This is a genomic window from Variovorax sp. UC122_21, assembly GCF_044056785.1.
Classification (GTDB): Bacteria; Pseudomonadota; Gammaproteobacteria; order Burkholderiales; family Burkholderiaceae_C; genus Variovorax.
In genome coordinates, this window is sequence record NZ_CP172004.1 from 1,397,487 (window position 1) to 1,410,347 (window position 12,861).

The 12,861-nt window shown below is 70.9% G+C and carries 9 protein-coding genes; 8 read left to right on the forward strand and 1 reads right to left on the reverse strand.

Annotation, left to right across the window (positions count from 1 at the left end; all coding sequences use genetic code 11):
* The first annotated feature begins 5 nt into the window (after positions 1–5).
* The 8 genes from ACHMXE_RS19010 (at position 6) to ACHMXE_RS19045 (ending at position 11,147) form a co-directional block, all read left to right on the forward strand.
* Positions 6–2,141 (forward strand): acetate--CoA ligase family protein, encoded by a 2,136-nt coding sequence (locus ACHMXE_RS19010; protein WP_395350674.1) that lies wholly within the window; start codon positions 6–8, stop codon positions 2,139–2,141.
* Positions 2,138–3,244, forward strand: coding sequence for a CaiB/BaiF CoA transferase family protein (locus ACHMXE_RS19015; protein ID WP_395350675.1), 1,107 nt, complete (start codon positions 2,138–2,140; stop codon positions 3,242–3,244). The genes ACHMXE_RS19010 and ACHMXE_RS19015 overlap by 4 nt, the downstream gene beginning before the upstream one ends.
* Before the next feature lie 6 nt (positions 3,245–3,250).
* On the forward strand, positions 3,251–4,261 hold the full coding sequence (locus tag ACHMXE_RS19020) for an NAD(P)H-dependent flavin oxidoreductase (protein ID WP_395350677.1): 1,011 nt from the start codon (positions 3,251–3,253) through the stop codon (positions 4,259–4,261).
* Positions 4,258–5,319, forward strand: a complete 1,062-nt coding sequence (locus ACHMXE_RS19025) for an NAD(P)H-dependent flavin oxidoreductase (RefSeq protein ID WP_395350679.1) — start codon at positions 4,258–4,260, stop codon at positions 5,317–5,319. Before ACHMXE_RS19020 ends, ACHMXE_RS19025 begins: the two co-directional genes overlap by 4 nt.
* 289 nt (positions 5,320–5,608) lie before the next feature.
* Entirely contained in the window at positions 5,609–6,958 is a 1,350-nt protein-coding gene (locus ACHMXE_RS19030) for a dicarboxylate/amino acid:cation symporter (RefSeq protein WP_395350680.1), read from the forward strand.
* Positions 6,959–7,096: 138 nt separating this feature from the next.
* A complete protein-coding gene (locus ACHMXE_RS19035; RefSeq protein ID WP_395350681.1) occupies positions 7,097–8,872 on the forward strand; it encodes a sensor histidine kinase in 1,776 nt (591 codons plus the stop codon).
* Positions 8,869–10,239 carry a sigma-54 dependent transcriptional regulator gene (locus ACHMXE_RS19040; protein ID WP_209544087.1) on the forward strand — a complete coding sequence of 457 codons (1,371 nt, stop codon included), beginning with the start codon at positions 8,869–8,871 and terminating at the stop codon, positions 10,237–10,239. Before ACHMXE_RS19035 ends, ACHMXE_RS19040 begins: the two co-directional genes overlap by 4 nt.
* Before the next feature lie 38 nt (positions 10,240–10,277).
* Positions 10,278–11,147, forward strand: a complete 870-nt coding sequence (locus ACHMXE_RS19045) for an aldo/keto reductase (protein WP_395350682.1) — start codon at positions 10,278–10,280, stop codon at positions 11,145–11,147.
* Between the two features lie 136 nt (positions 11,148–11,283).
* Here the strand turns inward: ACHMXE_RS19045 and ACHMXE_RS19050 are convergent, their stop codons facing one another.
* Positions 11,284–12,771, reverse strand: coding sequence for a nucleobase:cation symporter-2 family protein (locus ACHMXE_RS19050; protein ID WP_395350683.1), 1,488 nt, complete (start codon positions 12,769–12,771; stop codon positions 11,284–11,286).
* Between the last annotated feature and the right edge of the window lie 90 nt (positions 12,772–12,861).

The window sequence follows — 12,861 nt, forward strand, 5'->3', positions numbered from 1 at the left end:
CCGCAATGCAAGGCACCCAGGACACGCGCCCGGTCGATATCGCGCGGCTGATCCGCCCGCGCTCCATCGCGCTGGTCGGCGCCTCCGAGCGCGAAGGCAGCATCGGCGAGCGCACGCTGACCAACCTGATCGAACACTCCGAATTCGATGGCGAGGTCTATCTCGTCAATCCCACCAAGGCCGAGCTCCGCGGCCGCCAATGCTGGCCCAGCGTGGCCGCGCTGCCCGCCACGCCCGACGTGGCGGTGGTCGCGGTGCCCGCGAGCGGCGTGCTGGCCGTGATCGAGGAATGCACGGCGCGCGGCGTGGGCTTCGCCGTGATCCTCAGCTCGGGCTTCGGCGAGGCCGGCGAGGAAGGCGAGCGCGAGCAGCAGCGCATGAAGGAGATCGCCGCGCGCGGCGGCCTGCGGCTGTACGGCCCCAACTGCCCGGGGCTGACCAACGTCAACCATCGGCTGGGCCTGACCTTCTCGCCCTCGTTCCCGCACGACCTCACCAAGGGCCCGATCGGCCTGGCCACGCAGGGCGGCGGCCTGGGCCGCAACGTGATGCAGGCGATGGAACGCGGCATCGGCATCGGCCTGTGGGCCTCGACCGGCAACGAGGTCGACCTGCAGGTGGCCGACTTCATCCACTACATGGCCGACGCGCCCGACATCCAGGTCGTCGTTACGCTGCTCGAAGGCATCAAGGACGGCGCGAAGTTCGCGGCCGCGGTGCAGCGCTGCGCGGCCAACGGCAAGCCCGTGATCGGGCTCAAGGTGGGCCGCTCCGAATACGGGCGCAAGGCGGCGCAGTCGCACACCGCCTCGCTCACGGGTTCGGCCGAGGTCAACAGCGCGGTGTTCCGCCAGTTCGGCGTGATCGAGGTCGACGACATCGACGAGCTGGTCGATACCGCCTGGCTGTTCGCGCGCGCCATGCCGGGGGCGCAGGAGGCGCTGGGCATCTACTGCTCCTCGGGCGGCACGGCCGCGCTCACTGCCGACGCGGTGGGCGCCGCCGGCCTCACGCTGGCCAGCTTCGCGCCCGAGACCACCGCGGTGCTGCGCGCCAAGCTGCCAGACTACGCGGCCATCGGCAACCCGGTCGACACCACGGCGATGGTGCTCAGCGACAAGACCGTGGTCGAGACCACGCTGGGCTGCGTGGCGAACGATCCGCACACGGGCCTGACCATCGTGCCGATCGCGCTCGACTACGGCGAGACCACCACGCGCATGGCCGACAACATCATCAATGCGCAGAAGGACAGCGCCTCGCCGATCGTGCCGATCTGGATGAGCGACCGGCTCGGCGAGGGCTATCGCAAGCTGGTGGCGGCCGGCTTCGCGCCGCCGCGCTCGGTCAACAAGGCGATCGCGGCGATCGCGCGCTGGGTCGAGTACGGGCGCTGGAAGCGCGCGAATCCGTCGAACCCCGAGGCGCGGCCGGTGCTGCCGACGCGCGCGCCCGAGGGCGAATTCGCCACGCGCAGCCTGTCGGAATCGCAGGCCAAGGCGCAGTTGAAGCAAGCGGGCATCGCGCTGCTGCCGCAAGGGCTCGCAAGCTCGGCCGAGCAGGCGCGCGCGCTCGCGGAAGGCATGGGCTACCCGGTGGTCGCGAAGATCGCGAGCGCGCAGATCGTCCACAAGTCCGACATCGGCGGCGTGAAGGTGGGCCTGCAGGACGCGGCCCAGGTCGCCGAGGCCTGGCGCGAGATCATGGCCGCGGCCGCGAAGCACCATCCCGAGGCCACGGTCGACGGCCTGCTGATCGAGAAGATGGCGCCGCGCGGCGGCACCGAACTGATGGTGGGCGTCACGCGCGACCCGGTGTTCGGCCATGTCATGACCTTCGGCCTCGGCGGCATCTACGTCGAAGTGCTGCGCGACGTGACGCGGCGCATGCTGCCTATAGGCCCGCGCGACGCCGCGGCGATGGTGCGCGAGATCCGCAGCTTCGCGCTGCTCGACGGCGCGCGCGGCCGGCCCAAGGCCGACCTCGCGGCGCTCGAGGCGCTGCTGCTGCGCGTGTCGGACTTCGTGGTGGCGAATGCCGACCGCATCGAGGAGATGGACCTCAACCCGGTCTGGGTGGGCGCGGTGGGCGAGGGCGCGCTGCCGCTCGACGCCGTGATCATCGAGCGCGTGCCGGCATGACGCGGGACGTCGCAACGCCGCCGCTGGCCGGCATCGTGGTGGTCGACTTCAGCGAGCTGCTGCCTGGCCCCTTCTTCACGCAGAACCTGGCGGAGCTCGGCGCGCGCGTGATCAAGATCGAGCGCCCGCCGCATGGCGACAACGTGCGGCGCATGGGGCCGGGCGTGTTCGAGGCCGTGAACCGCGGCAAAGAGAGCCTTTTGGTCGACCTCAAGGACGAGGCGCAGCGTGCCGAGGTGCGCGCGCTGATCGCCACGGCCGACGTGGTGGTGGAGTCGTACCGGCCCGGCGTGATGGCGCGGCTGGGACTCGATGCAGACAGCCTGCGCGCGGAGTTTCCGCGGCTGGTCTATGTGTCGCTCAGCGGCTATGGCCAGCAGGGGCCGTGGGCCGACCTGCCGGGGCACGACATCAACTACCTGGGCGCGGCCGGCGTGCTCGCGGTCTCGGGCGTGCCCGGCGGCGGCCCGGCGCAGAGCTTCGGCCTGCCGGTGGCCGACCTCTGCGGCGCGATGTACGCGCTGTCGTCCACGCTGGCCGCGCTGCTGCAGCGCCAGCACACGGGCCAGGGCCAGCACCTCGACGTGGCGCTGGCCGACTGCGCGCTGCACTGGATGAATCCGCGCCTCGGCGCCTGGCGCTCGTCGGGCGATGCGGACCTGGAGGCGCAGCGCGAGGCCACGCTGGTGAAGGCGGCCTACGGCGCCTTCCTGTGCCGCGACGGCAAACACCTGTCGGTGGCCGCGCTCGAGGACCACTTCTGGGCCCGGCTGTGCGAAGCGCTCGATCTCTCGCCCTATGGCGACGCGGCCTTCCGCTCGCATGGCGCGCGCAAGAAGGTGGCGCCGGCGATCAATGCGCGGCTGGCCGAGGCGCTGGCCGCGCTCGATGCCGACGATGCCTTCGCGCTGCTGCAGCGGCACGACGTGCCGGTGGCGCCGGTGGTGGAACCGGCCGCGCTCGCGGCGCTGCCGCAGTTCGCGCAGCGCGGCAAGTTCGAAGGCGATGCGGCGCTCGCGCTCGCGCGCTATCCGGTGCCGATGACGGGCGTGACGCCCGGCGGTCTCGGCGGCGCGCCGCGGCTCGACAGCGCGCGTGGCTGAACGGCCATGACGGCACCGCTGTTCCGTACCCGCATCACCGAGCTGTTCGGCATCGATCATCCGATCCTCGGTGGCGGGCTGATGTGGCTCTCGGATGCGCGCTACGTGGCCGCGCTGGTCAATGCCGGCTGCATGGGCTTCGTCACGCCGCGCTCCTTCGCCGACGACGCGGCCTTCGCGGCCGCGCTCGTGCAATGCCGCGAACTCACGCGCGGTCGGCCCTTCGGCGTGAACCTCACGCTCTCGAAGCGGCCCGAGGCCAACACGGCGGTGCGGCGCTGGATGGAGATCGCGCTCGCGCACGGCGTGCGCCATTTCGAGACCGCGGGCTATGCGCCCGGCGAGCTGATCGGCACCTTGCACGAGGCCGGCGCGGTGGTGATCCACAAGGCGCCGGGCCTGCGCCATGCGCTCGCGGCCGAGCGCGCGGGCGCCGACGCGGTGGCGCTGGTCGGCATGGAGGAGGGCGGCCATCCGGGCGCCAACGAGCTGCCGACCATGCTGCTGGGCGCGCTCGCGGCCGAGCAGCTGCGCGTGCCGGTGGTGCTGGCCGGCGGCATCGGCCATGGGCGCCAGCTCGCGGCCGTGCTCGCGCAGGGGCTCGACGGCGTGCTGATCGGCAGCCGCTTCCTGGTGGCCGAGGAGATCGCCACCCATGCGGCCTACAAGCGCCATCTGCTCGACTGCGACGAGCAGTCCACCGTGCGGCTGCTGCACACGCTGGGCAACACCTGGCGCGTGCTGCGCAACGAGACCGCGCGCGAGGTCGAGGCGATCGAGCGCGCCGGCGCGGCCGACCATGCGGCCTTCGGCGCGCTGATCGACGGCCGCGCGACGCGCGACCACTGCTATGCGCAGGGCGACTGGCAGCGCGGCATGGTGTCGCTCGGGCCAGCTATCGCCTTCGCGCGGCGCATCGAGCCGCTGGCGGCCATCGTGGCCGAGCTGCTGGCGCAGGCACGGGCCTCGCTCGCGCGCCTGCCTTCCCTCGTGTCCCCCGCACCGGAGCCTTCATGACGCAGCGCCTGCCCTTCCTCGACCGCCTGGCGGTGCCCGCGATCGCCGCGCCCATGCTGCGGGTGTCGGGCATCGAACTGGTGTCGGCCGCCTGCCGCGCCGGCGTGGTCGGTGCCTTCCCGACCGCCAATGCGGAATCGCTCGAGGCCTTCGCGGGCTGGATGGCACGGCTCAACGACGAGGCGGCCGCGGCGCGCGAGGCCGGCACCGCGCATGCGCCCTGGTGCCCCAACCTCATCATGCGGCGCGACCCGGCACGCGTGCGCGCCGAGGTCGAGCTGATCGTGCGGCATCGCGCCGAACTCGTGATCACCAGCGTGGGCTCGCCCGCGGCGGTGATTCCCGCGCTGCACGACGGCGGCTGCCTGGTGCTGGCCGACGTGGCCTCGGTGCACCATGCCGAGCGCGCCATCGAGGCCGGCGCCGACGGCCTGGTGCTGCTGACCGCGGGCGCGGGCGGCCACACCGGCTGGGCCAATCCCTTCGCCTTCGTGCGCGCGGTGCGCGCCTTCTTCGACGGCCCGCTGGTGCTGGCCGGCGGCCTGCCCGACGGCGTGGCGCTGCGCGCGGCCACAGTGCTGGGCTGCGACCTGGGCTCGATGGGCACGCGCTTCATCGCCACCGAGCAGAGCCTGGCCTCGGCGCCCTACAAGAAGATGCTGGCCGCGAGCTCGCTCGACGACGTGATGACCACGCGCGCCTTCACCGGCCTGCCGGCCAACTTCCTGCGGCCCTCGGTGGTGAACGCGGGGCTCGATCCCGGCGGCACTCGACGAGACGGTGTCGGTGCAGGAGGCGCGCCAGCGCTTCGGCGGCGGTTCCGAGGGCGCCGTGATCCAGCGCTGGGCCGACCTGTGGAGCGCCGGGCACTCGGTCGGCGGGGTGGCCGGGCTGGCCACGGTCGAGCAGGTGGTGCGCGGGCTGCGCGCGGAATTCCACGCGTCTGCATCGGCCTAGGGTTTTCCCTGAAGGGTGCGTCCGAAACGCCGGACGGCCTGCGCGGGCCGCGTCCGGAAGCGCGGCGCGGGGTCTCGTTGGCCCCCGATTTTCTTCAATGAAATCAACGACTTGAGTCGGGTTCACGTGCCATTTTGACTGGCATGTGCGTTGCTCTGTGTTCTCCACTGCCGGCGCTGCTTTTTCCGAAGGCGCAGCCGGCGACAACGAGCCCAGGAGACAACCATGACCTTCAGCCGACCGGCCTTGCGACCCCCTTCGCCCGCACGTCCCGCCCCGCGCGGCGGCGCGCCGGCGCGCTGACCCCGTCCGACCGCGCCCGTCGGGCGCACCCCTTTTTCCATCCCAGTGTTCAGCCCCGGCCGGCCCCCGGCCTCAAGGAGATTTACCGTGGACCACGTATCCGCATCCGCCCCCAAGCCCTTCTACAGATCGCTGTACTTCCAGGTCATCACCGCCATCGTCATCGGCGTGCTGCTCGGCCACTTCTATCCCGACACCGGCGCCGCGATGAAGCCGCTGGGCGACGGCTTCATCAAGCTGATCAAGATGATCATCGCGCCGATCATCTTCTGCACGGTGGTGGTCGGCATCGCCGGCATGGAGGACATGAAGAAGGTCGGCAAGACCGGCGGCCTCGCGCTCTTGTACTTCGAGATCGTCAGCACCATCGCGCTGATCGTCGGCCTGGTCATCATCAACATCGTGCAGCCCGGCCACGGCATGAACGTGGACCCGAGCCAGCTCGACGCCAAGTCCATCGCGGCCTACACCGGCCCGGGCAAGATGGCCTCGACCACCGAGTTCCTGCTCAACGTGATCCCGACCACCGTGGTCGATGCCTTCGCCAAGGGCGAGATCCTGCAGGTGCTGCTGTTCGCCGTGATGTTCGGCTTCGCGCTGCACCGCTTCGGCGGCCGCGGCACGCTGGTGTTCGACTTCATCGAGAAGTTCTCGCACGTGCTGTTCACCATCGTCGGCTACATCATGAAGGTGGCCCCGATCGGTGCCTTCGGCGCGATGGCCTTCACCATCGGCAAGTACGGCGTGGGCTCGCTGGTGCAGCTCGGCGCGCTGATGGCGACCTTCTACGCCACCTGCCTGTTCTTCATCTTCGTGGTGCTCGGCGCGATCGCGCGCGCGCACGGCTTCAGCATCTGGAAGTTCATCAAGTACATCAAGGAAGAGCTGCTGATCGTGCTGGGCACCTCCTCGAGCGAGGCCGCGCTGCCGCGCATGATGGCCAAGATGGAGAACCTCGGCGCCAAGAAGTCGGTGGTCGGCCTGGTGATTCCCACCGGCTACTCGTTCAACCTCGACGGCACCTCGATCTACCTGACCATGGCCGCGGTGTTCATCGCCCAGGCCACCAACACGCCGATGTCGATCACCCAGCAGATCACGCTGCTGCTGGTGCTGCTCCTGACCTCGAAGGGCGCGGCCGGCGTGACCGGCAGCGGCTTCATCGTGCTGGCGGCCACCCTGTCGGCCGTGGGCCACGTGCCGGTGGCGGGCCTCGCGCTGATCCTCGGCATCGACCGCTTCATGTCGGAAGCGCGCGCGCTGACCAACCTGATCGGCAACGGCGTGGCCACCATGGTGGTCGCGAAGTGGACCGGCGACCTCGACACCGAGCGCCTGACCAGCCAGCTGAACCAGGGCAGCGGCGCCGAGGCCGACGAGCCCGAGCTGGTGCTCGACGCCAAGGAAGCGCACATGCCCGCGGGCAGCGCGCGCTGATCGGGGCCGGCGTTCGCGCCGGTCTTTCCTCGGACGCCCGCCTCGCGCGGGCGTCCTGCCTTGCGGACCGCGATCTGCATTAACCTGCGCCACGAGAACCGAACCCGAGCGGCGCGCCCTTCCATGGAGACTTCCACCGTGACCTTCCGTCCCCGCACCCGGCGCGCGGTGGTGCGCTGGTGCGCCGCGCTCGTGCTGGTGGCGCTGTCCGCCCTGGTCGGCCACCACCTTTCTACGCAGGCCGGCCTGGCGCGATTGCGCGAGGCCGCCGAGCACCGGCTCGACATGGTTGCCACCGGGCTCGACGCCGAGCTCACGCGCTTCGACTACCTGCCCGCGCTGCTCGAGATGACGCCGGTGGTGCCCGCGCTGCTGAACGCGCCGGCCGACGCCTCGCTGCGCGACGCCGCCAACCGCTACCTCGCGGGCGTCAACGCCACCGCGCGCGCCGAGATGCTCTACGTGCTCGATGCCGGCGGCACCTCGCTCGCGGCCTCCGACTGGGACCGGCCCGGCACCACGCTGGGCCAGCACTACGAGTTCCGGCCCTACATGATCGACGCGCTGGCCCAGGGGCGCGGCCGTTTCTACGGCGTGGGCATCACGAGCCGCCGGCCCGGCTACTACCTCTCGTACGCGCTGCGCCGCGAGCCGGCCGTGCCCGGCGTGGTCACGGTGAAGATCAACCTCGAGGACAACGAGGCCGCGTGGCGCAAGCTGCCGGGCGACGTGGTGGTGGTCGACCAGCGCGGCGTGGTGATCCTCGCCACGCGCGACGACCTCAAGTTCCGGCCGCTGCTGCCGCTCGACGCGCTGCAGCGCGCCGAGGTGCTGCGCTCGCGGCCCTATGGCGAGGCCGCGCTCGCGCCGCTGCGCTGGCAGCGGCTGGAGGCGCTGGCGCCGGGCGTGCAGCTGATCCGCGTGGAGGGCGCCGACCGGCTCGTCGCCAGCCGCACCCTGCGCAACGCGCCGTGGCAGCTGCTCACGCTCGACGACATGGCGCCGCTGCGCGTGGCCGCGCGCAATGCCGCGGTGACCGCCGGGCTCGGCATGGTCGCGCTGTTGCTGCTGGGCGTGACCCTGTGGCAGCGCCGCCGCGCCGAGCGCCAGAAGCTCGCCAACCAGGCCGCGCTGCAGGCCGCGCACGACGGCCTCGAGTCGATGGTGGCCGCGCGCACCGCGCAGCTGCGTGCCGCGCAGGACGAGCTGGTGCAGGCCGGCAAGATGGCCGCGCTGGGCCAGATGTCGGCCGGCCTCGCGCACGAGCTCAACCAGCCGCTGACCGCGATGCGCACGCTGTCGGAGAGCGCGGCCATCCTGCTCGACCACGAACGCCACGACGAGGTGCGCGGCAACCTCCAGCGCATCCGCGACATGGTCGACCGCCTCGCGCGGCTGACCGCGCAGCTCAAGACCTTCTCGCACAAGAACCAGCTCGGGCCCTCGCCGGTGGCGCTGGCCGCCGCGATCGACGATGCGCGCGTGATCGTCGCCGGCGCCGAGCAGAAGCACGGCGTGCAGGTCGAGGTCGACATCGAGCCGCCGCAGCTCGCCGTGATGGCCGACGAGGCCGCGCTCGGCAGCGTGCTGGTGAACCTGATGCGCAACGCGATCGAGGCCATGGAGCACATGCCGCAGCGCGTGCTGCGCCTGCAGGGGCGGCTCAGCGAGGACGGCCGCGCGGTGCTGACGGTGAGCGACACCGGCCCCGGCATCCGCGACGACGTGGTGCCGAAGCTGTTCGAGCCCTTCGTCACCACCAAGCCCGCGGGTTCGGGGCTGGGGCTCGGCCTCGTGCTGTGCGCGCAGCTCGTGCGCGCCATGAACGGCGGCCTGCGGGCGGACAACCGGGAGGGCGGCGGGGCATACTTCGTCGTCGACCTGCCGGCCGCCAGCCCCCACGCCCACCCATGACACCACCGCCCGCCAACGAAGCCTCCGCCATCCGCGTGCTGCTCGTCGAAGACGACGACGACGTGCGCCTGAGCACCGCGCAGATGCTGGGCCTGGCGGGCTTCGAGGTCGAGGCCTTCGCGAGCGTGGAGCGGGTGCGGCCGCACATCGCCTTCGGCGTGCCCGCGGTGGTGGTGTGCGACGTGCGGCTGCCGCGCATGAGCGGCACCGAGTGGCTGGTGGAGGTGCGCGGCATCGATCCCGAGCTGCCGGTGATCCTGGTCACGGGCCATGGCCACATCGCGATGGCGGTGGCGGCGATGCGCGACGGCGCCTACGACTTCATCGAGAAGCCCTTCACCACCGAGCGGCTGGTGGCCATCGTGCGGCATGCGATCGAGCGGCGGCAGCTGGCGCTGCAGGTGCGCAGCCTGCGCGAGGCGCTCGACAACTGGAACGGCATCCAGTCGGTGCTGATCGGCCGTTCGGCCCAGATGCAGCGGGTGCGGCGCAACGTGATGACCCTGGCCGGCACCTCGGCCGATGTGCTGATCTACGGCGAGACCGGCACCGGCAAGGAGATGGTGGCGCGCTGCCTGCACGACCACAGCGAGCGGCGGCGCGAGCACTTCGTGCCGCTGAACTGCGGCGGCCTGCCCGAGGCGCTGGCCGAGAGCGAGCTGTTCGGCCACGAGGCCGGCGCCTTCACCAGCGCCAACCGCACGCGCGTGGGCAAGTTCGAATACGCGAGTGGCGGCACCTTGTTCCTCGACGAGATCGAGAGCATGCCGATGGCGGTGCAGATCAAGCTGCTGCGCGCGCTGCAGGAGCGCAGCATCGAGCGCATCGGCTCGAACAAGCCGATCCCCTTCGACTGCCGCGTGGTGGCCGCGAGCAAGGAGGACCTGAAGGCGCTGAGCGACCGGCAGAAATTCCGCGCCGACCTCTACTACCGCATCGGCGTGGCGTTCATCGAGCTGCCGCCGCTGCGCGAGCGGCGCGAGGACATCCCGCTCTTGTTCGAGCATTTCACGCTGCAGGCCGCGAAGAAGTACGACCGGCCCGCGCCGGTGCCCAGCCATGCGCAGCTCGCCGACCTGATGGCCTATGCCTGGCCCGGCAACGTGCGCGAACTGCGCAACGTGGCCGACCGCTTCGTGCTGGGTCTGCTCGGCGAGCGGCTCACCTTGCTGCGCGCGAGCGACGAGGAGGTGCTGCCGCAGGCCCTGCCGCAGCAGGTGGAGGCTTTCGAGCGCGCCGTCATCGTCGAGGCGCTGCGCCAGCACCAGGGCGACCAGCCGGCCACCGCGGGCGCGCTGGGCATCGCGCGCCAGACCCTGTTCGACAAGCTGCGCAAGCTCGGCATCGCGGCCGAGGAATTCAAGTAACTCGCGTGCAGGAATTCGGGCGGCGCTAGCATGGCCCGATGCGAACACTCTCCTTTCCCGAAGGCGCCGGCAACGGCAACGAGATGCCCGTGCTCGGGCTGGGCACCTGGCGCATGGGCGAGGCCGCGGGCCGCCGCCAGGCCGAGGTGGCCGCGGTGCGCGAGGCCATCGCACTCGGCTACCGCCTGATCGACACCGCCGAGATGTACGGCGAGGGCGGCGCCGAGACCGTGGTGGGCCAGGCCGTGGCCGAGGCGCTGCGCGCCAACGAGCTGCGGCGCGACGAGCTCTTCATCGTCAGCAAGGTCTATCCGCACAACGCGAGCCGGCGCGGCACGCCCGAGGCCTGCGAGCGCAGCCTGAAGCGCCTGGGCCTCGATGCCATCGATCTCTACCTGCTGCACTGGCGCGGCAGCCATCCGCTGGCCGAGACCGTCGATGCCCTGCAGGCGCTGGTGGCGCGCGGGCGCATCGCGCGCTGGGGCGTGAGCAACTTCGACACCGACGACATGGAGGAGCTGGCGCCGCTGGGGCAGGGCGGTCCCTCGTGCGCGGCGAACCAGGTCTACCTGTCGCTCGGCGAGCGCGGTCCCGAGTTCAGCCTGCTGCCCTGGCAGCGCGAGCGCGGCATCCCGCTGATGGCCTACAGCCCGATTGACCAGGGCGCGCTGGCCGACGACGAGGGGCTCGGCGAACTCGCCGCGGACCTGGGCGTGAGCGCGGCCCAGCTCGCGCTGGCCGCGGTCATCGCGCGGCCGGGCGTGGCGGCGATACCGAAGGCAGTGGGCAGCGCGCATCTGAAGGAGAACTTTGCGGCGGCCTCGTTGACGCTCGACGCCGGCGTGCTCGCGAAGCTCGACCGGCTGCATCCGCCGCCGAAGCGCAAGACGGCGCTCGCGATGATCTGAATACCAACAGCCGAACGCAGAAGGAAGACCAAAACGCGCAGAGGTCGCAGAGGAAGAACCAGTATCTGGCTGTTCCTTCTGCGACCTCTGCGAAACCTTCGCGACTTCTGCGTTCGGTCCCCGTTTTCGCGTTCAGTCAGTGCGCATCCGCATGCTTGGCCGCCGCGATCACCGCCTGCTCGTCGTGCTTCGCGCCGTTGAGGAACAGGTTCAGCAGCACCGCCGCGATCGACGCCAGCAGGATGCCCGATTCGATCAGCGAGTGGATCGCATGCGGCATCCACTGCTTGAAGTTGGGCGCGATCAGCGGAATCATGCCGACGCCGATCGAGACCGCGACGATCATCGCGTTGTGGCGGTTGTGCTTGAAGTCCACGCCCGAGAGGATGCGGATGCCGGTGGCGGCCACCATGCCGAACATCACGAGGCCCGCGCCGCCGAGCACCACGGTGGGCAGCGACTCCACCAGCGCCGCCATCTTCGGCAGCAGGCCCAGCACGATCAGGATCACGCCGCCGGCCACGCAGACGTAGCGGCTCTTGATGCCGGTGACGGCGACCAGGCCCACGTTCTGCGAGAAGCTGGTGTAGGGGAAGGTGTTGAAGATGCCGCCGATCAGCGTGCCCAGGCCATCGGTGCGCAGGCCCTTGGCGAGGTCCTGCTGCGAGATCTTGCGCTCGGTCATCTCGCCGAGCGCGAGGAACATGCCGGTCGATTCGATCATCACCACCACCATGATCAGCGTCATCGTGAGGATCAGGATCGGGTCGAACTGCGGCATGCCAAAGTGGAACGGCAGCACGATGTCGAACCACGCGGCCTTGCCGACCTTCTCGTAGGTCATGAGGCCGGTGAGCGAGGCCACGACCGCGCCGATGACGATGCCCAGCAGCACCGAGATGTTGGCGACGAAGCCCTTGGCGTACTTCACGATCAGCAGGATCGACACCAGCACCAGCGCGGCCACGCCCAGGCCCGAGAGGTCGGCGTACTTGGGGTTGGGCACGGTGGGCATGATCGCGAAGCCCTTGGGCACGGCGGGGATGGAGCTGCCGGGCGAGGTGACTTCGGCCAGCCACTTGGCGTAGACCGGGTCGACCAGCGCGGGCGCCGTCGGGCCCACGGGATTGCCGAAGATCCAGTTGATGCCCACGCGCATCAGGCTGATGCCGATCACCGCGATGATGGTGCCCGTGACCACCGGCGGGAAGAAGCGCAGCATGCGGCTCACGAAGGGCGCGATCAGTATCGAGACGATGCCCGCGCCGATGATTGCGCCGAACAGCAGTTGCGCGCCGTTCTGGCCCGGGTTGGCGTTGGCGATCGCGACCATGGGCGCCACCGAGGCGAAGGTCACGCCCATCATCACGGGCAGCTTGATGCCGAACCACTGCGTGGCGCCGAGTGCCTGGATCAGCGTGGCGATGCCGCAGCAGAACAGGTCGGCCGAGATCAGCAGCGCGACCTCGTCGGGCGAGAGCTTGAGCGCGCGGCCCACGATCAGCGGGACCGCGACCGCGCCCGCGTACATGACCAGCACGTGTTGCAGGCCCAGGGCGGTGAGCTTGCCGGCGGGCAGGCGCTGGTCCACCGGATGGACTGGGGAAAGGGAGTCGGCCGTCATCGTGAATCTCCTGCTGCGGCAATGAGAGAAAGACAGAAAGAGGTGCGGCGCGCAGTCGTCGGGCGCGTCCACCGCATCTGGTGTACGCGA

What these genes read in the sequence shown, in the direction of transcription:
- ACHMXE_RS19010 (WP_395350674.1), top strand. Translation starts at nt 6, where the DNA reads ATGCAAGGCACCCAGGACACGCGCCCGGTCGATATCGCGCGGCTGATC.
- ACHMXE_RS19015 (WP_395350675.1), top strand. Translation starts at nt 2,138, where the DNA reads ATGACGCGGGACGTCGCAACGCCGCCGCTGGCCGGCATCGTGGTGGTC.
- ACHMXE_RS19020 (WP_395350677.1), top strand. Translation starts at nt 3,251, where the DNA reads ATGACGGCACCGCTGTTCCGTACCCGCATCACCGAGCTGTTCGGCATC.
- ACHMXE_RS19025 (WP_395350679.1), top strand. Translation starts at nt 4,258, where the DNA reads ATGACGCAGCGCCTGCCCTTCCTCGACCGCCTGGCGGTGCCCGCGATC.
- ACHMXE_RS19040 (WP_209544087.1), top strand. Translation starts at nt 8,869, where the DNA reads ATGACACCACCGCCCGCCAACGAAGCCTCCGCCATCCGCGTGCTGCTC.
- ACHMXE_RS19045 (WP_395350682.1), top strand. Translation starts at nt 10,278, where the DNA reads ATGCGAACACTCTCCTTTCCCGAAGGCGCCGGCAACGGCAACGAGATG.
- ACHMXE_RS19050 (WP_395350683.1), bottom strand. Translation starts at nt 12,771, where the DNA reads ATGACGGCCGACTCCCTTTCCCCAGTCCATCCGGTGGACCAGCGCCTG.